The 19,320-nt window shown below is 64.8% G+C and carries 20 protein-coding genes and 2 tRNA genes; 10 read left to right on the forward strand and 12 right to left on the reverse strand.

All coding sequences use genetic code 11. From position 1 onward, the window contains the following. Positions 1–112: 112 nt before the first annotated feature. Positions 113–1,978 (forward strand): PHA/PHB synthase family protein, encoded by a 1,866-nt coding sequence (locus tag HPT29_RS14110; RefSeq protein WP_173947277.1) that lies wholly within the window; start codon positions 113–115, stop codon positions 1,976–1,978. 37 nt (positions 1,979–2,015) lie between these two features. Here the strand turns inward: HPT29_RS14110 and HPT29_RS14115 are convergent, their stop codons facing one another. Next, a complete protein-coding gene (locus HPT29_RS14115; protein WP_247654582.1) occupies positions 2,016–3,866 on the reverse strand; it encodes a sigma-54-dependent Fis family transcriptional regulator in 1,851 nt (616 codons plus the stop codon). A gap of 246 nt (positions 3,867–4,112) precedes the next feature. On the opposite strand from HPT29_RS14115, the gene adh reads away from it, so the two are divergent. After that, complete coding sequence (gene adh, locus HPT29_RS14120) at positions 4,113–5,630, forward strand: aldehyde dehydrogenase (RefSeq protein WP_173947275.1); 1,518 nt, start codon at positions 4,113–4,115, stop codon at positions 5,628–5,630. Positions 5,631–5,691: 61 nt separating this feature from the next. Beyond that, entirely contained in the window at positions 5,692–6,072 is a 381-nt protein-coding gene (locus HPT29_RS14125) for a DUF779 domain-containing protein (RefSeq protein ID WP_173947274.1), read from the forward strand. A gap of 27 nt (positions 6,073–6,099) precedes the next feature. Here the strand turns inward: HPT29_RS14125 and HPT29_RS14130 are convergent, their stop codons facing one another. Beyond that, positions 6,100–6,390 (reverse strand): hypothetical protein, encoded by a 291-nt coding sequence (locus tag HPT29_RS14130; RefSeq protein WP_173947273.1) that lies wholly within the window; start codon positions 6,388–6,390, stop codon positions 6,100–6,102. A gap of 265 nt (positions 6,391–6,655) precedes the next feature. Here HPT29_RS14130 and HPT29_RS14135 point away from each other — a divergent pair, with 265 nt between their 5' ends. Further along, positions 6,656–7,636, forward strand: coding sequence for an aldo/keto reductase (locus tag HPT29_RS14135; protein WP_173947272.1), 981 nt, complete (start codon positions 6,656–6,658; stop codon positions 7,634–7,636). A gap of 96 nt (positions 7,637–7,732) precedes the next feature. Here HPT29_RS14135 and HPT29_RS14140 read toward each other — a convergent pair. The 3 genes from HPT29_RS14140 to HPT29_RS14150 all read right to left on the reverse strand — a co-directional run bounded on the left by HPT29_RS14140 (position 7,733) and on the right by HPT29_RS14150 (position 8,249). Further along, positions 7,733–7,809 (reverse strand) — tRNA-Arg (locus HPT29_RS14140). A 20-nt stretch (positions 7,810–7,829) separates the two neighbouring features. Further along, on the reverse strand, positions 7,830–8,135 hold the full coding sequence (locus HPT29_RS14145) for an ETC complex I subunit (protein ID WP_173947271.1): 306 nt from the start codon (positions 8,133–8,135) through the stop codon (positions 7,830–7,832). Between the two features lie 37 nt (positions 8,136–8,172). Continuing rightward, a tRNA-Pro gene (locus HPT29_RS14150) sits at positions 8,173–8,249 on the reverse strand. Between the two features lie 378 nt (positions 8,250–8,627). Between HPT29_RS14150 and HPT29_RS14155 the strand changes: the two genes are divergently transcribed. From HPT29_RS14155 to HPT29_RS14165, 3 genes are all read left to right on the forward strand, one after another. Beyond that, positions 8,628–9,755: a calcium-binding protein gene (locus tag HPT29_RS14155; RefSeq protein WP_173947270.1), complete on the forward strand. Its 1,128-nt coding sequence runs from the start codon at positions 8,628–8,630 to the stop codon at positions 9,753–9,755. Positions 9,756–10,161: 406 nt separating this feature from the next. Next, the gene (locus HPT29_RS14160) at positions 10,162–10,422 is read left to right on the forward strand and encodes a PilZ domain-containing protein (RefSeq protein WP_173947269.1); all 261 of its coding nucleotides are present in this window, start codon (positions 10,162–10,164) and stop codon (positions 10,420–10,422) included. 138 nt (positions 10,423–10,560) lie between these two features. Continuing rightward, a complete protein-coding gene (locus HPT29_RS14165) occupies positions 10,561–11,463 on the forward strand; it encodes a GGDEF domain-containing protein (RefSeq protein ID WP_173947268.1) in 903 nt (300 codons plus the stop codon). Here the strand turns inward: HPT29_RS14165 and HPT29_RS14170 are convergent. From HPT29_RS14170 to HPT29_RS14185, 4 genes are all read right to left on the reverse strand, one after another. Next, positions 11,450–11,866 carry a hypothetical protein gene (locus HPT29_RS14170; protein WP_173947267.1) on the reverse strand — a complete coding sequence of 139 codons (417 nt, stop codon included), beginning with the start codon at positions 11,864–11,866 and terminating at the stop codon, positions 11,450–11,452. The two genes, HPT29_RS14165 and HPT29_RS14170, sit on opposite strands and share 14 nt — an antisense overlap. A 10-nt stretch (positions 11,867–11,876) precedes the next feature. Then, a complete protein-coding gene (locus tag HPT29_RS14175) occupies positions 11,877–12,344 on the reverse strand; it encodes a DUF192 domain-containing protein (protein ID WP_173947266.1) in 468 nt (155 codons plus the stop codon). Then, entirely contained in the window at positions 12,344–12,964 is a 621-nt protein-coding gene (locus HPT29_RS14180) for a cold-shock protein (RefSeq protein ID WP_210272076.1), read from the reverse strand. Before HPT29_RS14180 ends, HPT29_RS14175 begins: the two co-directional genes overlap by 1 nt. A 127-nt stretch (positions 12,965–13,091) precedes the next feature. Continuing rightward, positions 13,092–13,805 carry an SIR2 family NAD-dependent protein deacylase gene (locus HPT29_RS14185; RefSeq protein WP_173947265.1) on the reverse strand — a complete coding sequence of 238 codons (714 nt, stop codon included), beginning with the start codon at positions 13,803–13,805 and terminating at the stop codon, positions 13,092–13,094. A gap of 200 nt (positions 13,806–14,005) precedes the next feature. Here HPT29_RS14185 and HPT29_RS14190 point away from each other — a divergent pair, with 200 nt between their 5' ends. Then, positions 14,006–14,980, forward strand: a complete 975-nt coding sequence (locus tag HPT29_RS14190; protein WP_259060013.1) for an acetyltransferase domain-containing protein — start codon at positions 14,006–14,008, stop codon at positions 14,978–14,980. Between the two features lie 123 nt (positions 14,981–15,103). On the opposite strand, the gene speB is transcribed toward HPT29_RS14190, so the two are convergent. The 3 genes from speB to HPT29_RS14205 all read right to left on the reverse strand — a co-directional run bounded on the left by speB (position 15,104) and on the right by HPT29_RS14205 (position 17,979). Beyond that, complete coding sequence (gene speB / locus HPT29_RS14195) at positions 15,104–16,144, reverse strand: agmatinase (RefSeq protein WP_173947263.1); 1,041 nt, start codon at positions 16,142–16,144, stop codon at positions 15,104–15,106. Between the two features lie 19 nt (positions 16,145–16,163). Further along, positions 16,164–17,363 carry an ornithine--oxo-acid transaminase gene (gene rocD, locus HPT29_RS14200; RefSeq protein ID WP_173947262.1) on the reverse strand — a complete coding sequence of 400 codons (1,200 nt, stop codon included), beginning with the start codon at positions 17,361–17,363 and terminating at the stop codon, positions 16,164–16,166. Positions 17,364–17,463: 100 nt separating this feature from the next. After that, on the reverse strand, positions 17,464–17,979 hold the full coding sequence (locus HPT29_RS14205; RefSeq protein WP_173947261.1) for an Lrp/AsnC family transcriptional regulator: 516 nt from the start codon (positions 17,977–17,979) through the stop codon (positions 17,464–17,466). 338 nt (positions 17,980–18,317) lie between these two features. Between HPT29_RS14205 and HPT29_RS14210 the strand changes: the two genes are divergently transcribed. Next, entirely contained in the window at positions 18,318–18,578 is a 261-nt protein-coding gene (locus tag HPT29_RS14210) for a hypothetical protein (RefSeq protein WP_259060017.1), read from the forward strand. Positions 18,579–18,673: 95 nt separating this feature from the next. After that, complete coding sequence (locus tag HPT29_RS14215; RefSeq protein WP_173947259.1) at positions 18,674–19,300, forward strand: 2-dehydro-3-deoxy-6-phosphogalactonate aldolase; 627 nt, start codon at positions 18,674–18,676, stop codon at positions 19,298–19,300. The last annotated feature ends 20 nt before the right edge of the window (positions 19,301–19,320 follow it).

Here is a 19,320-nt window from a genome sequence, read left to right on the forward strand (position 1 = left end):
TCGAGTGGAACGAAGCCAATCCGCTCAACGCGCTCGACCATCATGTGGACGAATTTCGAAGGGATCCTTCGATGTCATCCAGTGCGCAACGGCCAACGCCCGGGAGATCGACATGCCGGCTCCTACATCCTCCACACCCATGGGGAGCCGGAAATTGCCCCCGCAAGCCGCCCTGCTGCCGATTCAGCCGGCTGCGGCTCACGCCTCGGCGACCGGGCTGCCGTCGGACCTGGGACCCTGGGACGATGCGGAGCTCCACCGGCTCAGGGACACGCTCGATCATATCGCCCATGCCGGGCTTGCGCGCCTGACCGGCGGGCTCTCGCCCGCAGCCATCGTCGATGCCTATATGGATTGGGCCGTCCATCTTGCCATTTCGCCGGGCAAGCATGTCGAACTCGCCACCAAGTGCGTGCGCAAATGGGCGCGGCTGGCGCAGTTCGCCTCGCGCTACGCGGTCGATGGCGGCGCCTGTGAGCCCTGCATCGAGCCGCCGCCCCAGGACCGGCGCTTCGCCGAGACGGAATGGTGGCGCTGGCCTTTCAACCTCGTTCAGCAGAGTTTTCTACTGCAGCAACAATGGTGGGACGATGCGACAACGGATGTGGACGGGGTGACCAAGCAGCATCAGGCAGTCGTCGAGTTCATCACGCGACAGATCCTCGACATGGCCTCGCCGTCGAACTTCATTGCGACCAACCCGGTGGTTCAGCGCCGCATCCTTGAAACCGGCGGCCAAAATCTCGTGCAGGGCCTTCGCCATTTCCTCGAAGACTGGGAGCGGATCGTCCGCTCCAGGCCACCTGCCGGTACGGAAGCCTTCCGTCCGGGCCGGAACGTCGCCGTGACACCCGGACGGGTGATCTACCGCAACGATCTCATCGAATTGATCCAGTATGCGCCGACGACCAGGAAGGTGCGGCCGCAGCCGATTCTGATCGTGCCGGCCTGGATCATGAAGTACTACATCCTGGATCTCTCGCCCGAGAATTCCCTGGTCCGTTATCTCACCGAACAGGGCTTCACGGTGTTCATCATCTCCTGGAAGAACCCCGACGTCGGCGATCGGGATCTCGGTCTCGACGAGTACCGCCGGCTCGGCATCATGGCGGCCCTCGATGCCGTGAATGCCATCGTGCCCGACCGGAACGTCCATGCGGTCGGCTATTGCCTCGGCGGCACGCTTGTGTCGGTCGCCGCTGCCGCCATGGCGCGCGATGGCGACAAGCGTCTCGCATCCCTGTCGCTCCTGGCCGCGCAGGCGGACTTCCGCGAGGCTGGGGAACTCACGCTCTTCATCAACGAAAGCCAGCTGCACTTCCTTGAAGATCTGATGCGAAGCCAGGGTTTTCTCGATACCCGGCAGATGGCCGGCGCTTTCCAGCTTTTGCGCTCGAACGACCTGATCTGGTCACGCCTCGTCCGGCATTACCTAATGGGCGAGCGCACGCCCTTGAACGACATCATGGCCTGGAACGCCGATGCGACGCGGATGCCCTACCGCATGCATGCGGAATACCTGCGGCAGCTCTTCCTCAACAACGACCTCGCCGAAGGACGCTTCGACGTCGACGGCCGCCCGATCGCCATCAGCGACATCCGCGCGCCGATCTTTGCGGTCGGCACCGAGCGCGACCACGTGGCCCCATGGCGTTCGGCGTTCAAGATCCATCTGCTTGCCGACACCGACGTGACGTTCCTCCTCACGACGGGCGGACACAACGCCGGCATCGTGGCTGGCCCGAGCCGGACCAGCGGGAGCTTCCAGGTTCTCACACGATCCTCGGTCGGCCACTACCTCGATCCGGACACCTGGATCAAGATCGCTCCTCGCTTCCAGGGCTCGTGGTGGCGAGAATGGAGTCACTGGCTCACGCTGCATTCCGGAGAGCTCGTCGAACCGCCGGACATGGGAGCCCCTGATGGAGGCTATCCCGTCCTCTGCGACGCCCCCGGCACCTATGTGATGCAGACCTGACGCAAGACCGCGCCGCCCTCTCGGAAGCGCCCGCCGTTCAGACCTGCATGCGTCGATACAGGGTGCTGCGGCTGACGCCGAGCCGGCGGGCGGCAAGGGACACGTTGCCCCTGGCGGCCCGCAGAGCATCCTGCATGGCCGTGGTCGTGACGGCCTCCAGGGTCGCCTGCCCTCTCCCACGCGGGAACGCGGGCCTCTCGGGGGTCGCTGCGCCCGCGCGCAGGTCCGGCGGCAAGGCGTCGACGGTCAGCGTCTCGCCGGGTTCGCAGAGCGCCATCATGGCCCTGAGGCAGCCGACCAGCTGACGGAAGTTGCCTGGCCAGTCGTAGGTCACGAGCCGCTCCCGGCATTCCTGTGCCATGACGATCCCTTGGGTTTCTGCCCCGAGGTCGTCCCATATCTGCTCGATCAGCTGCACGCGATCCGAGCGATGGCGAAGCGGCGACAACTCGATCGTGTATTGTGCGATCCGGAAGTAGAGGTCCGAACGGAACGCGCCCGCCTCGACGAGATCCCACAGGTTCCGGTTGGTGGCGCAGATCAGCAGGAAATCGACCGGGACCGGCCGCCCGCCGCCGAGCGGCACGACCTCCCGCTCCTGCAGGGCGCGCAGGAGCTTCGTCTGCAGGGCCAATGGCATGTCGCCGATCTCGTCGAGGAACAGCACGCCCCCATCGGCCTCCCGCAGCGTGCCTTTCGACCCGCCGGGCCGCGCGCCCGTGAAGGCTCCGGCCTGATAGCCGAACAGCTCGGCCTCCATGAGGGTTTCGGGCAGGGCCGCGCAGTTCACCGCGATCAGCGGCTTGCCGGACCGCCCGCTCCTGGCATGCACGGTGCGGGCGAAGACCTCCTTGCCGGTCCCGGTTTCACCGCGGATGAGAACGGGAACGGCCGCATCGACCAGCCGGACCGCGCGAGTCAGGGACCGTGTGGTCTCGGGATCGAAGATGGGGCTCGGGGCTGGAGAAGGGCCGGATCGTGCCACGCGGGCACGCGGCGCTGTGGCTCTTCTGAACCCCTCGAGGCGGCCCACCAGTGTGGTGCCGTTCTCCCGCTTGAGGCTTCCGTTCTCGACCAGGCTGGCCAGTTGCTCGCGGAACAGGTCCGCCCAAGTGGCCCTGCCAATATCGTCGAACCGTCGGCCGATGAGCGCCAAGCCGTGCCGGTTGGCCGCCTTGAGCCGTCCGTCCTCGAAGACCAGGATGCCTTCCCGGGACGTCCCGAGCATGGCCGGATCGACATGGAGCCGCACCACGTCGGCGCCGGCGAACCCCTGCTCGAAGAGCCGGTGCTCGATCTGCTCGGCCGCCAGCTTCACGAGGCCGAGGGCGTGGGCATGATGCGTTTCGGCCGGGCCGGAAAGATCCAGGACACCCAGCACGTTTCCCTGGGGGCCCATGATCGGAATGGCCGAGCAGCTCAGGATCCGGTTGCATTCGAGGTAATGCTCCGCGCCGCGGACCTCGATGGGCGATCCTTCGGCCAGGGACGTCCCGATGGCGTTCGTACCCACCACCTGTTCGCTCCAGGGCACTCCGGGCCGCAAGGCGACCCGGGCCGCCCGCTCCGCGAAGTCCAGGCTTCCGATCGTGTCGAGGACGAGACCCGAGGCATTGGTGAGGATGACGATGCTGTCCGTCGCCTGGGCGTCCGCATAGAGCGCTTCCACCTCCGGCCGGCACAGGCGCTTGAATGCCTCCGCCTCTCCGGCCGTCAGCGCGAACTCGTACGCCGTCAGGGGCTCCGGAAGCGCGTTGGCCCGCCCTTCGAGACCCAGAGCCTGACAGCGGGTCCAGGACCGGAGAATGGATTGCGGGATCAGCCCGCCGGGAACGGCCTTCTGCGAGAAGAAGCGCTGGCGGGCATGCTGGATCGGATCTGGAGTCAAGTGGCGTCCTCCCGTCCCGGTGTCGCAAATTGCAACAGGTGTTGCAGATGCGTTTCTTTCCGCGACAGAGTCCATGATAAGCGAAGCTGAGGCAAAAAGAAGTCACCTGGAGCAGACAGGCCGATCGGGCGTCGCCGCCCCTGCTCTCTCAGAGACTTACCGCGGCGCAAAAGGAGACCCGACCCGCGGAGCGCGCTTTGGCACGGAACTTGCTCAGGCTGGCTTGTTCATCCAGGGAGGAAACCAATGAACAAGCCAGAATTTCTCAGCGCCTCACGTGCGCCGTTCAAAGACCGCTACGGCAACTTCATCGGCGGGCAGTGGGTCGAGCCGGTGAACGGCCGCTATTTCGAGAACACCTCACCGGTCACCGGCAAGGTGGTGTGCGAGGTCGCCCGCTCCGACAAGGACGACATCGAGAAGGCTCTCGACGCGGCCCATGACGCCAAGGATGCCTGGGGCAAGACGGCGCCAGCCGAACGGTCCCGCATCCTCAACGAGATCGCAAACCGGATGGAAGCGAACCTCGACACGCTCGCCCTGGCCGAGACCTGGGACAACGGCAAGCCGATCCGTGAGACCACCGCGGCCGACATCCCGCTCGCGATCGACCACTTCCGGTACTTCGCCGCCTGCATCAGGGCTCAGGAAGGCTCGGTCGCGGAGATCGATCACGACACGGTCGCGTACCACTTCCACGAGCCGCTCGGCGTCGTCGGGCAGATCATTCCCTGGAACTTCCCGATCCTGATGGCGACGTGGAAGCTCGCGCCGGCTCTCGCGGCCGGCAACTGCGTCGTCCTCAAGCCGGCCGAGCAGACCCCGGCATCGATCCTGGTCTGGGCCGAGCTGGTGGGCGACCTGCTGCCGCCCGGGGTGCTGAACATCGTCAACGGCTATGGGCTTGAGGCCGGCAAGCCCCTCGCCTCGAGCTCACGCATTGCCAAGATCGCGTTCACCGGGGAGACCACCACGGGCCGCCTGATCATGCAATATGCGAGCCAGAACCTGATCCCGGTGACGCTCGAGCTCGGCGGAAAGTCGCCCAACATCTTCTTCAACGACGTGACGGCCGAGGACGATGATTACCTGGACAAGGCCATCGAAGGTTTCGTGATGTTCGCCCTCAACCAAGGCGAGGTCTGCACCTGCCCGAGCCGGGCGCTGATCCAGGAATCGATCTATGACCGCTTCATGGAAAAGGCCCTCAGGCGCGTCGAGGCAATCAAGCAGGGGAGCCCCCTCGACCCGTCGACCATGATCGGCGCCCAGGCGTCGAGCGAGCAGCTGGAGAAGATCCTCAGCTATATCGACATCGGCAAGCAGGAAGGCGCCGAGGTGCTGACCGGGGGCGAGCGCAACACCCTGCCGGGCGATCTGGCCGGCGGGTACTATATGAAGCCGACGGTGTTCCGCGGCCATAACCGGATGCGGGTCTTCCAGGAGGAGATCTTCGGGCCGGTCGTCTCCGTCACCACCTTCAAGGACGAGGACGATGCGCTCGCGATCGCCAACGACACCCTCTACGGCCTCGGCGCCGGCGTCTGGACCCGCAACGGCAACCGCGCCTACCGCTTCGGCCGCGCGATCCAGGCCGGCCGCGTCTGGACGAACTGCTACCATGCCTATCCGGCTCATGCGGCCTTCGGGGGCTACAAGCAGTCGGGCATCGGCCGCGAGACGCACAAGATGATGCTGGACCACTACCAGCAAACCAAGAACCTCCTGGTCAGCTACAGCAGCAAGGCCCTGGGCTTCTTCTGATCATACAGCGCACCGGGGCGGGAGCGATCCCGCCCCGGCCTTCCTGCACCGGAGAAGCACCATGGACGGCGAGATTCTACGGGTCATGGCGACGCCTGCGGCGCTCGACCTGATCGCGACCCTGCGGACGGAATACGGACCGGTCCTGTTCCACCAGTCCGGCGGCTGCTGCGACGGCTCCTCGCCCATGTGCTACCCGCAGGGCGACTACATCGTCGGGGACGAGGACGTGCTCCTCGGGACCATCGGCGAGTCACCGTTCTACATGAGCCCTTCGCAATACGAATACTGGAAGCACACCCAGCTGATCATCGACGTGGTGCCGGGCAAAGGCGGTATGTTCTCCCTGGAGAACGGCCGCGGCGTTCGCTTCCTGACCCGGTCGCGCCTGTTTACCGACGAGGAGGCGGCAGCCCTCCACCTGACCGGCTTGTCGGCCTGACCCGCCGGCAGCGACGTCTCCTGTCCATCACCGTCCCTGGGGCTGCGTGCGCAGCCTGCACTGATACCCGACGAAACACTGCGGGTTGTCGGCGGTCGGCACCCAGGCCGGCTCGATCGTCTCGCCCAACGCACAGCGGTTCGTGCCGCTGACATACCGGTCGTAGGTGTAGGGACCCGTGCCCAGCACGATGGCGCCCTGGGCCGCGACGAGACCGGCCGCACGGGAACAGCTCATCGCGGTGCTGACGGGTCTGCTTTGCGACCACGCTTCGGTGACGATGAGCAGCATGGGAAGGATCACAGCGAGCTTGAGCATCGAACCAATCCTTGGTGTCCAGGAGACCGGGTGTCCACGAGACTGGAAGCTTGGGCATGCGACCCTTATGGTCAAGGAACCTTCCATTCACAGGATCGTCAGATCGGACGGTCTGCGCCTGGTGACCGAGATTCGGGACGGCCCGTGACGTGGAGGCGAGGACGACTTCGCGCGAGCCTTGAAACCGGTCCTTCTCAGACCAGTTGATGTCGGGCCCGCCGTCCGGCCCGCGCCCTGTCGTCCTTTCAGACCCGGAGATCGTCCTATGCAGCAGCGTCAGCTTGGTCAGTTGCAGGTACCCGCCCTCGGCCTCGGCTGCATGGGCATGTCCGAGTTCTACGGCAGCGGCGACGAGGCCGAGTCCATCGCCACGATCCATCGTGCCATCGAGCTTGGCGTGACCTTCCTCGACACCGCGGACATGTACGGCGTCGGCCGCAATGAGGAACTCGTCGGCCGCGCCATCGCCGACCGGCGCGACAAGGTGGTTCTCGCCACGAAGTTCGGCAACGTGCGGGGCCCGAACGGGGAGCGCCTCGGCATCAGCGGCAAGCCCGACTACGTGCGCCAAGCCTGCGAGGCGAGCCTGAGGCGCCTAAAGGTCGATGTGATCGATCTCTACTATCAGCACCGGGTCGACCCCGAGACGCCCATCGAGGACACGGTCGGGGCGATGGCCGACCTCGTGCGCGACGGCAAGGTCCGCTATCTCGGCCTGTCGGAAGCCGGCCCGCAGACGATCCGGCGTGCCCATGCGGTTCATCCCATCACGGCGCTGCAGACCGAATACTCGCTCTGGAGCCGGGACCCTGAGGACGAAATCCTGCCGACCGTGCGCGAGCTCGGCATCGGCTTCGTGCCCTATTCGCCGCTCGGCCGCGGCTTCCTCACCGGGCAGATCAAGAGCGTTGACGATCTCGCGGCCGACGATTTCCGCCGGATCTCGCCACGGTTCCAGGGCGAGAATTTCCAGAAGAACCTCGACCTCGTGCGCGAAGTCGAGGCCATGGCCCAGGAGAAGGGCTGCGCGCCCTCTCAGCTCGCGCTCGCCTGGGTACTGGCGCAGGGCAACGACATCGTGCCGATTCCCGGCACGAAGCGCCGCCGCTATCTGGAGGAGAATGCCGGCGCGGTTGACGTGAGTCTCACCAAGGACGATCTGGCGCGCATAGACCACATCATCCCGCCGGGAGCTGCCGCCGGCACCCGCTACCCGGAGCCGGGCATGAAGATGGTCGGGCTCTGAGGAGAGCCGCCCGACGGAGGGAGCGCCTTGTGGCAGCTCATTCAGGCAATGTGTCTGAATGAGACCCGCGCAATCCGGCTAAGTCATTGATGAAGATGGCGACTCCGGTAGGGCTCGAACCTACGACCTGCCGCTTAGAAGGCGGCTGCTCTATCCAGCTGAGCTACGGAGCCATCCGGACGTGGGGCCTGCCCTAGTGGGTCCAGGGACCGACGCGGTTGAACTTGAAGTTGTCGGAATAGGAAATCGTCCGCCGCTTCACCTCATGCGGCTCCTCGACCCGGTAGGCGATACCCTCGCGCTCCGCATAGGACATGGCCTCTTCCTTGGTGTCGAACCACAAGCGGAGCTGCTGGCGGGTGTCGCCCGAGCTCGTCCAGCCCATGAGGGGCTCGATCTCGCGAGGCTTGTCCTGCTCGAAGACGAGAAGCCATTGCTTGGTCCGGGCCAGACCGGACTGCGTTGCAGACTTGGCGGGCTTGTAGATCCGTGCAGGCATTGGTTTCGGACTCTCTCCAAGGCTCATCCGGTGAAGATGGTCGGGGCGGCAGGATTTGAACCCGCGACCCTCTGCTCCCAAAGCAGATGCGCTACCAGACTGCGCTACACCCCGTTATCCTCAACAGCTTGGTTTCTCTATCGATTTGAGAACTGGTCCGCAAGGGGTCAAGTTCCAATGCACAGACCCGACGGATCGTCGAGCGTCTGACCCGCAACGCGCTGCCGCTCGGCTCCATGGTATGTCGACGGCGTGACTGGCGCCTCTCGGCCAGAGAGGATGGATCAGCCCCGAGCCGTTGAACGTCGTGGGGACGCTTCATCCCGGCTCGGCAAAAACCCGCGCAAACCTTTGAAGTGATGCAACATATCGCGGACCGGAATGGCGCTGTTCCCCTTACGATCGGATGGAACGCCGAGGGGACCATCAAAGTTGATGACTTTGCAGCGCGACAGGCAGCCTCACGACCGGCGCGCAATTCAAGGAGCCGCCATGCCCACCGTCATTGCCATTGAAGCGAAGCCCGTTGAATTCGAGAATGTTAGCAGCGGCTTTCTTCACCTTTACCTCGTCAAGACTGTGACCGACGACCAAGGGGCCGTGATATCCGAAGAGGTCATCCGGGGCTCTCGGGTGAGCGGCGACGACCTTGGAACGATTGCCGGGGCGAATCTCGCGACGTCCCCGGACAGGCGAGGATCCGACACGCTCGAGGAGCGGCACCGCACGGTTCTCGATCTCGGCGGACGGAACGCCGACGAGGTCTGGCAGGTCATGGTTCAACACGCCGCGAATATCGACAAGGCTGATTTGCGGTACAGCCTGGATATCGCTCAGTCGGTGCCGGGCTATGATGTGAACAGCAACTCGGTTGTCGCATCCGTCCTTCATTCTGTCGGGCTCGACTGGACCAAAAGCCTTCCGGCCGATGTCAGCCGGTCCGATGTCCCTCTGTATGGCCAACTCCAGTACATGAATGTGGACGACGGGCTCTTCGGAACCGCGGGCAACGACTGGATTCTGGGAGGCATCGGAAACGACCGGCTTTACGGCCGGGGCGGGGATGACCGCCTCTATGGCGAAGGCGGAAGCGATCGCCTTCATGGCAGCGAGGGCGCTGATATTCTGTCCGGCGGAGCCGGCAATGACAATCTGGACGGCCGGGCGGGCAACGATGCTTTGAGCGGCGGCAGCGGCCATGACCGCCTCTACGGCAGCTTCGGAGACGACGTTCTGAGCGGTGGCAGCGGCAACGATCGCCTCTACGGGGAGTCGGGCGCAGACATTCTTCAAGGCGGCGGCGGCAAGGATGCCTTCGTCTACAATACGGTTCCGACGGCGCCTGCCGAGGTCGATACGGTCCAGGACTTCTCGGTCCGCGACGACACCTTCTGGCTGAACAACAAGGTGTTCACGGGTCTCGGAAGCGAGGGCGCACTGAGATCCTCGGCTTTCTGGACCGGGACGGCGGCCCATGACACGACCGACCGCATCATCTACGACCGCGCCGCTGGCGTCCTCTATTACGACCAGGACGGCACGGGCGCGTCGGAACAGATTGTGGTGGCGAAGCTCTCCGCTGGGCTCAAAATGACTAGCCTGGACATTCTCGTCATATAGTAGGCTAGCAGGTCCGGGTGATGCGGCGAGGGGCTTCCTCTCGCCGCATCACTGCCTATCTGATCCTGATTTTCATGCGTGGCGGCTTCCTCAGGACCGATCTTCTTTTCTAGGCCTCGAAAGCGGTATCCAGCGCACCTATCCGGACGGCGGCCTCTTCCGAGGTGTTCCATACCTCTCATGACCAAGGACCGGGTCCTTCCCTCGATCTGCATACGGGCCATAATCCCAGCACCGGTCCAGGTTTGCCCCTACGGATCGTACCTCAGCGCCTGCCTTCGGGAGGCGCTTCTTTTTTGACCTCGGCGGGTTCGCCCGGCCCGGGCCTTTGGCGGCTCTCAAAACATGTTCGCGCCAGCTTCGCCGTATAGAAAAGCACCTTCCTCAGAGACGTAGGATCGCAAGTATGAGCCGTCGGATACCCGAGCGTCGATCAAGTCAGCGCCACCCCACCTATCTGGAAGGACGGATCGCAGGACAGACCGCTCAGGCACCGATCGCATGCACGGTATGGGATCTCTCGGAAGCAGGCGTGCGCCTCGTCGTCACCCCTCCGGCCGATGTTCCCCTCGAGTTCGAACTCCAGATCCCGTCGGAAGGCGCCAGAGCGCGGGTCAGGCTCGTCTGGACCACCGGAATCCATTACGGGGCCCGCTTTACAGACTGAAGGCAGGCGGCTCGGTGATGGACCCAGGAGAATTCAACCGGTAGGGCAATCTTCCCAAACGGCAGTGAATCGGGCAAAGGACCCCGCTGGATGACCAGCGACCAGGACGTTCGACGCTCGCAACCGGGATGAGCTGCCATGAAAATCTATCGTCTCTTCAACACGCTGCCACGGCCGCGCAGCTATGCGGGCCGGGTCTTGTTGATCTGCTTTGTAGGCACTCACATTCCCCTCATCACCTTCGCGCTCTGGGCGCTGGTGAAGAATCCGGCTTTTGGTCGGGAGAACTGGGCGGACCTTCTCGTGCTGCTCCTCGCGACCCTGGCTGGCACAGCCATCACCTTCGTTCTCGTCCATGGGATGCTGGCGCCGGTGCGGGTCGTCACTCAGGCTCTCGGCGACTACCGGCAGAACAAGCAACTGCCGGCCCTGCCCCGCAACCTGTCGGACGAAGCCGGCACGATGCTCAGCCAGGTTCAGGAAAGCCTCGAGGAGCTGGATCTGACGTTGAGCAACCTGGCGAGAGCCGCCGAGACGGATCCGTTGACGGGGATCGGGAACCGGCGCTGGCTCGTCAGCCGCGCGGAGGAACAGATCGACCGCGCACAAAGAACCCAAGCGCCGCTCTGCGCCGTGCTCTTCGACCTCGACCGGTTCAAGGCCATCAACGACCGCTACGGCCATGCGAAAGGCGATGCCGTTCTCGTCGGCGTGTCCCGGTTCGTGAAAGGCGAATTGCGGTCGTCCCATCTCTTCGCGCGCACAGGCGGCGAGGAATTCTGCCTCATTCTGCCCAAAACCTCGCTGGACGACGCCGTCGCCCTCGCCGAGCGGATCCAGAAGGGCCTGTCCGGTCAGTCCATCGCCCGGCTCGATCCCGGCGTGGTGACGGCGAGCTTCGGCGTCGTCGAGCGCGAAAGCGGCGAGAAGGATCTGTCGAGCCTGCTGCGGCGGGCCGACGACCTGCTCTACCAGGCGAAGAACGACGGCCGCAATCAGGTGGCGACGTCGACGCTCGCAGAAGGGTTCAGAAGTCGCTGACGGTGCAGGGCTGGTCGCCGGACGTCACGTCGTCCGTGATCGCCCAGTGAATGATCCTCTCGCTCTCGTCGATTTCCAGGATCATCTCGAGAACGGCCGTCTCGGCGTAGACGCCGAAGAACCCATAGCGGCGCCCGCCCCAGGACGGAATGCTGAACCGGTCGATCTCAAGCGTCAAAGCCCGGCAGCGGGCCAGCACTGCCTGAAGCCTCTCGATCGGATATTTGACCTGCAGGGCCGGCGACAGGAGTTCCTGGAAGGCTCGGGCATCTTCCGCCTTGTAGGCGCGAAGCAGATCCTGGGAGACGTTCAACAAAGCGTGCGGGCCGACCTCCGACAGGGCCGGCACCGGGAGAAGGGCCAGCATCAGCAAAACGGCCCGGCCCCCCAGTTCCTTGACCATTCGGGCTCGATCACCGCTTGAAGAGCGGGTGCTCCACCCGGTCACCCGGCTTGATGCCGAGCTTGGCCGCCGTGCCGGCATTCAACTCCAGAACCGAGAGAACCGGTTCGCCGGACGGGATGGTACGGGTCGAGAGCGGCTCGGTATTGGCCGCAATCCGGGCGATCGTCCCGTCGGCCCGGATGAACAGCATGTCGAGGGGCAGGTAGGTGTTCTGCATCCACATGGACACGGGCTCGACCCGGCCGAAGTCGAACAGCATGCCTTGATCGGCCGGCATGGAACGGCGGAACATCAGGCCCTGGGCCCGGTCCGCGTCGTTCCGGGCGACTTCGACCCTGAAGGTCTGCCGCTGCCCGCCCTGCGTGGCGATGGACAGGTTCTCGAGCGCCTGCGCGTAGACCGAGCCGGTCAGCAGAACGAGACAACTCAGGGCCGCAACCGCGGGCCGGATACGCGACAGCACGGGCAGGCTCATCAGTGGGAGTGCGGCAGGGCCATGTCGGCCAAGCGGACTTCAGCGGCCATGAGGCCCTTGGATCCGTCGCCGAAGCGGACGAAAACCCGCTCGCCCGGCTTCAGCTCGGCGATGCCATAGCGGCGAAGGGTTTCCATGTGGACGAAGATATCGGGCTTGCCTTCCCCCTGAGTCAGGAAACCGAAGCCGCGCAGGCGGTTGAACCACTTCACGACCGCCGGCTCCAGGCCGCTCGTCGGGACCACCTGGACATGGGTCCGGGGCAGCGGCAGCTCGGAGGGATGCAGGGCGGTGGATTCATCCAGCGACAAGATGCGGAAGGCCTGAAGGCCGCGCGGGCGCTGAACCGCCTCCACGACGATGCGAGCGCCTTCGTTCGCCGCCTGATAGCCGTCCCGGCGCAGGCAGGTCACATGAAGCAGAACATCGGGCATGCCGTTGTCGGGAACGATGAAGCCGAAGCCCTTGGCAACGTCGAACCATTTGATGCGGCCGCTGACCTGGACGAGCTCGAGAGCGCTCTCCTCCGGGGCCGGCTGACCGACCTCGCGGCGACCCTGATCGAATGATGGATTCTCCTCGCGGAGACTGAAAGAATTGGAGCCGTAATCGCCAGTCATGAAATTACCCAAACTCGAATCATGATCCCGATTCTTAATAAGAGGATAACATCGTCCTGAATCAGGGGAAGCCAGAAACGCGCATTCGAGGCCGATGAAATTTTCGGCAACGGGCATGTTCTTGAAGTTACGACAGAAATACTGAAAAGACTGAACCGATCTCCGCATGGATCGCCAGATCGGCCACCCGGTCCAGGGGCGTAGGCTCCCGGTTGACGATCACGAGACGGGCTCCGTTCTCCTTGGCGAAGGCCGGAAAGGCCGCCGCCGGATAGACGACCAGGGACGATCCTGCGACCAGGAAAAGGTCGCAGGATGCGGTCAGTTTCTGGGCCCGGCGCATGGGCTCCTCCGGCATGGTCTGCCCGAACGAGATGGTGGCCGTCTTGAGGATTCCGCCGCAGCTCCGGCAATCGGGCGGGTCGCCGTCGACATCGAAGCACCGCCGCACCCAGTCGAGTTCGTGACGGGTGCCGCAGGCGAGGCACTTGGCATAGGTTCCGTTGCCGTGCAGCTCGATGACCTGATCGGGCGCGAGGCCGGATTCCTGATGGAGCCCGTCGATGTTCTGGGTGATGACGGCAGGCATCCGTCCCGTTGCCACGAGGGACGCGAAGCCGCGATGTCCTGTGCTCGGGCGGGCGCCCCGATAAAGATCGTCCATGGCGAACTTGCGCCGCCATGCGTCCCGGCGCGCCTCCGGGCTCTGCAGGAACAGGGCGAAGGAAATCGGCTTGTGGCGCATCCACGGACTGTCCGGCGACCGGAAGTCCGGGATGCCGCTCTCCGTCGAGATGCCGGCGCCCGTGAAGCCTGCAACGACACGAGCGTCTTGAATCATGTCTCGTAATGTGGCGATTGACGCGGCAAGGCTCTCGGTCATCCCACTCACATATGGTCTAGGGCATCGAACCTGAAAGTGATTCCACTCCTAAAACCAATTCGATGCCTTTTCTATGTTGGCGCATCGTTGGGCTCGAAAAACCGGATCCACTTTTTCGCACGATGCGCTAGGGACCGGGAGAGAACGCCTTCAACCCCATGAGGCCAGCAGATTTGACCGCCCTCTCCTCGCAAGCCCGAACCGCCGCGTCCCAGCGCTGGGATGCGGTCGACGTCGCCCGCGGCATCGCGATCGCCGCGATGATCCTCTATCATTTCAGCTGGGATCTGAGCTTTCTGCAGCTGATCGGGACGAACATCCTCCAGGTCCCGGCCTGGCGCTGGTTCGCACGCGGGATCGCCGGCTCGTTCCTGATGCTTGCGGGCTTCGGCCTTGCGCTCGCCCATCTCCGGGGCTTCCGGAAGGGCCCATTCCTGAAACGTCTCCTGAAGGTCGGCGGCGCGGCTCTCGCCGTGACCCTGGTGACCTATGTCGCCTTTCCTGAAAGCTACATCTTCTTCGGCATCCTTCACTGCATCGCCGTCTCCAGCGTGCTGGCCCTGCCCTTCCTGCGCGTGCATCCCGGTCTGACGCTGGCCGTCGCGGCGTTCTGCCTAGCCGCCCCCCGGCTCTTCACGAGCCCCGCCCTCGACGTTCCCTGGCTCGAGTGGCTCGGCCTCGGCGCTGCCGATCCGGTGACGAACGACTACGTGCCGATCTTCCCATGGTTCGGCCTCGTGCTGATCGGCGTGGCGGCCGGCAGGCTGCTGCTGAGCCGGCCGGAGACGCTCGGCCTGGCCGGCTGGCGCGCCAGGAACCCGCTCTTGAGGACCCTGATCTGGGCCGGACGCAAGAGCCTGCCGATCTACCTGATCCATCAGGTCGCCCTGCTCGGCCTGCTTTACGGCGTCGCGCAGATCGTGGGTCCCAGTCCGACGGCGGCCTGCCGCCAGATCTGCCTGATGCAGAACGGCGACCCGGCGCTGTGCCCATCGGTGTGCTCCTGCATTCTGCAGCAGGCTCCGGATCGGGATCTCTGGCAGAGGCTCATGGCCGGGAAGGCCGCCGCCGAGGACAACACCCGCATCTCGCGCGCCGCCCAGCAATGCATGCGCCAGAGCCCGCCTTCGTAGGGTGCCCCACATGACCTCGTGGCCGGCCTTGTGCGGGCCATCCCGATCCGGTGAGGCACGGCGGCTTCGTTCATCCGGATCACCCCGACAAGCCAGGGTTGACGCGGAGCGTGTCCTGGCGGCCTAGACCACGTTCAGCCGGGTCTCCCTGGCGGCACGCTCCGCCCTCGCCTCCGCCAAAAGGCACAGAAGCTCGAAGGCGATGGACGCTCCGACCAGAGCAGTGCCGCCGGACTGATCGAGTGGCGGCGAGACCTCGACCATGTCGGCTCCCACGAGGTTCAGGTGCCGGAAGCCGCGCACGAGCTGCAGCGCCTCGCGGCTCGTGAAGCCGCCGATCTCCGGTGTTCCGGTCCCCGGCGCGAAGGCCGGATCGATGGAGTCGATGTCGAAGGTGAAGTACGTCTGCTCCAGGCCGACAACCCGGCGGGCTTCGGCAATCGCGTAGGGAATGCCCTTCTCCGCCACCTCTTCCATGTCGATGATGCGGATGCCCTGATCGAGCGCCCATTCCCTCTCGTCGGCCGAGTACATGTGGCCGCGAATGCCGATCTGCACCATCCGCTTCGGGTCGAGCACACCATCCTCGATGGCCCGGCGGAACGGCGTGCCGTGGGTGAGCTTCTGGCCGCCGAAATAGGTGTCCCCGGTGTCGCTGTGCGCGTCCACATGGATCATGCCCACGGGACCGCTCTTCGCCGCGAGCGCACGCAGGATCGGATACGACACGATATGGTCGCCGCCGATGGAGAGAGGCGTCACGCCGCCCTGGTGGAGGTAGGAGATCTCGGCTTCGATCCGGCGGAGCGTGTCCTGCACGTCGATGGGATTGACCGGCACGTCGCCCACGTCGGCGCAGGCGCACAGATCGTAGGGAGCCACCAGCGTCCCGTAATTGACCATGCGCATGAGCGACGAGGCCTCGCGCACCTGGCGCGGCCCGAGGCGCGTGCCGGGACGGTTCGTGGTCGCCCCGTCGAAGGGAATGCCGAGAATCGCGATGTCGATCTCGCCCGGGGCCTCGGTCGGCGCAAGGTAAGGCAGGCGCATGAAGGTCGAGATGCCGGCGAAGCGGGGCACCACCATTCCGGACAGGGGCTGATAGGTCTCCAGTCGCTGCTCGCGGGAGGCGGGCTTCGACTTCATCTTCAGGTTCTGTGCCATCGATCCTCGTCCCCGTGCGTCAATGAACGGCGCGGGCGAAAACCCGTTCGATCCGTTCCATTCCCCAGTCGATCTCGTCGCGGGTGATGGTGAGCGGCGGCGCGAAGCGCAGCACCGTGCCGTGCGTGTCCTTCGAGAGCACGCCGTTCTCGAGCAGGGCATCGCAGACCGCACGGGCCGAGACCACGCTGGCATCGACCTCGACGCCGACCCACAATCCACGCCCGCGCACATCCCGCACGATGTTGCTGCGCATGGCGCGCAGGCGATCCTGGAGATAACCGCCCAACTCCGCGCTGCGCTCGACGAGATGCTCCTCCTCGATCACCGCCAGCGCCTCGAGGCCGATCCTCGCGGCCAGCGCGTTGCCGCCGAAGGTCGAGCCGTGCGACCCGGGGTTGAAGACGCTCATGACGTCGCGCGTGGCCACGAAGGCGGAGACCGGATAGACGCCGCCGCCGAGGGCCTTGCCCAGGATCAGGCCGTCGGGCTTGATGCCCTCATGCTGATGGGCGAACCACCGGCCCGTGCGGCCGAGGCCCGACTGGACCTCGTCGAGGATCAGCAGAACGTTGTGCCGGTCGCAGAGCGCGCGCAGGTCTTTCAGGTAACCCTCCGGCGGGACAACGATACCGGCCTCGCCCTGGATCGGCTCGATCAGGATCGCGCAGGTGTTGCCCGTGATGGCCTGTTCGACCGCCCGTGCATCACCGAACGGCACCAGCTTGAAGCCGCCTGCGAAGGGACCGAAGCCCTCGCGGTAGGACTCGTCGGACGAGAACCCCACGATGGTGGTGGTGCGGCCATGGAAATTGTTGTTCGCCACAATGATCTCAGCCTGATCCTTGGCGATCTTCTTCCTGGCGTAGCCCCAGCGCCGGGCAGCCTTGACGGCGGTCTCGACGGCCTCTGCGCCGGTGTTCATCGGCAGCGCCATGTCGAGGCCGGTGATCTGGACGAGACGCTCGAGGAAGGGGCCGAGAAGCTCCGTGTGGTACGCCCTGCTGGTCACGGCAAGCTTCGAGGCCTGCTCCATCATCGCCTTCAGGATCCGCGGATGGCCATGGCCGAGGCTGACGGCCGAATAGGCGCTCATCATGTCGAGATAGCGCCTGCCTCGCGTGTCCGTCGCCCAAACGCCCTTCGCGTCCCTCAGGACGACAGGCAGCGGATCGTAGTTGGCAGCGGTGACCGAGCGTTCGAGAGCAATGAGATCCATGGAAATCCTCCATGGACAAGCTTACGGGCGCGCCGCTCCGGTTGAAGCTGAAATCCCGGCCTGCCACAGCCGATTCTGTCGCCAAGGCTACAGGACAGACTCAGTCCAGGTTGTCCGCCACCGGATACCCCTCGAAATTCTTCAGGGTCTTGAGCACGAAGGTCGTGTGGATACGGCCGATGCCAAAACCGGGATCGGCCAGATAGGCCTCGGTGAGCGCCTCGTAGGCCGCAAGGGTCGAGGCCACGATCCTGGCGATATAGTCGTATTCGCCGTTCACGACCTGCAGCTCGATGACAGCAGGATTGGCTGTCAGGGCGCGCTCCAGGCGCTGACGGGTACCAGTCGACGGGTCGCGCATGCTGATGCCGGCGAGCGCGATGATGTCGTGACCGAGGGCGGAGGGCTCGATCAAGGCGGTATAGCCGCGGATCACTCCCTTCTGCTCAAGGCGCCTGACCCGTTCCAGGCAGGGACGGGCCGACAGTCCGACCCGTTCCGAGAGAGCCTGATAGGTGATGCGTCCGTTGTCGCGAAGAGCGTCGAGGATCAGAAGGTCGATCCGGTCGAGAGAAGGTTTGACGCTGCGGCTCAGCAGCTTCGAAGGCGGCTTCATGGTGCAGCTCGAACAGGCCCGGAAGAAAAAAGCGGGTCAATCTCACGACGGACTGGCAGGTCTCTATCCTACGAGGCCCGAGCCTTGCAATTCCACCTAAGGACTGAGGCGCCTTCCTGGCGGGTTGGCGCTGGTCACTCGCCGGCGACAACATTCTGAGAAAATCCGCCTGCGCCCGCCGCATTCCTCATGACATTCTGTTACAATTACGCTAGGATCGCCTCAAGTCGCCTTATATAATTTTATATCGTTTGCGCTTGAACCAGTGCCGTCCATGGATGTGACTCTACGTCATCGATAAGGGGGCAGAATCAGTGAGCTTTCTGTCAGAGGCGGATGTGGGCGAACGGATCGTTGCGCTGTGCCAGTCGCTCAATGGGCAAGGCGAGGCGCCGATTATCCTCGACATGTCACTCACCCATTCGCTCGCCTTCGATTCCATGAAGCTCGTGGAGTTCTTTACCGGCGTCGAGGCGCTGTATCCGGGCGTCGCGCTCGAGGACTGGTTCATCGAGAACTGCACCGACGGTCGCGACACCCTGCGCAGCGCCGTTTCGTATCTGGCGCGATTTCTCGCTCCTCAAGCCGCAAAAGGTTGAAACCCGCGGTCATCTTTGCCAACTAGTAGCGGCCCCGGGATGGGCGGCGCCGATCCACGACGCCCCCATCGCGCGACGGGGTTGGAGGTGCCGCCGTGCTGCGAGATTATCTGACCGATCTTCCCTTGGTCGCCATCCTGCGCGGTCTCAGGCCGGAGAACGCGGAAGCCGTCGGCAACAGCCTGGTCGAAGCCGGCTTTCGCATCATCGAGGTGCCGCTGAACTCGCCGGAACCGTTCCGCAGCATCGAGATCCTGTGCAAGACCATGCCGGCGGACGTGCTGGTCGGGGCCGGGACGGTCCTCGACCCGGATCAGGTCATCGGCGTCCATGACGTGGGCGGCAAGCTGATCGTCATGCCGCATGCCGATCTCGACGTCATTCGCGCGGCCAAGAAGGCCCGTCTCGTCTGCACACCCGGCGTCGCAACCCCGACGGAGGCCTTCGCAGCCCTGAAGGCGGGCGCGGACGCCATCAAGATCTTCCCGGCCGAGGCCATTCCCCCGGCGGTCGTGAAGGCGTGGCGGGCCGTGCTGCCGAAGGACGCGCTCGTCCTCCCGGTCGGCGGCATCAAGCCGGACAACATGAAGCCCTATGTGGACGCCGGCGCGAACGGCTTCGGGCTCGGCTCCGCCCTGTTCACGCCAGCCATGTCGGTCGAGGAGATCGGCAGCAGAGCCCGCGATTTCGCCACGGCTTGGCGGGGCCTCCGGACCGCCTGAATAGCACCCGGCTGCCATCT

It is taken from the genome of Microvirga terrae (assembly GCF_013307435.2).
Lineage (GTDB): Bacteria > Pseudomonadota > Alphaproteobacteria > Rhizobiales > Beijerinckiaceae > Microvirga > Microvirga terrae.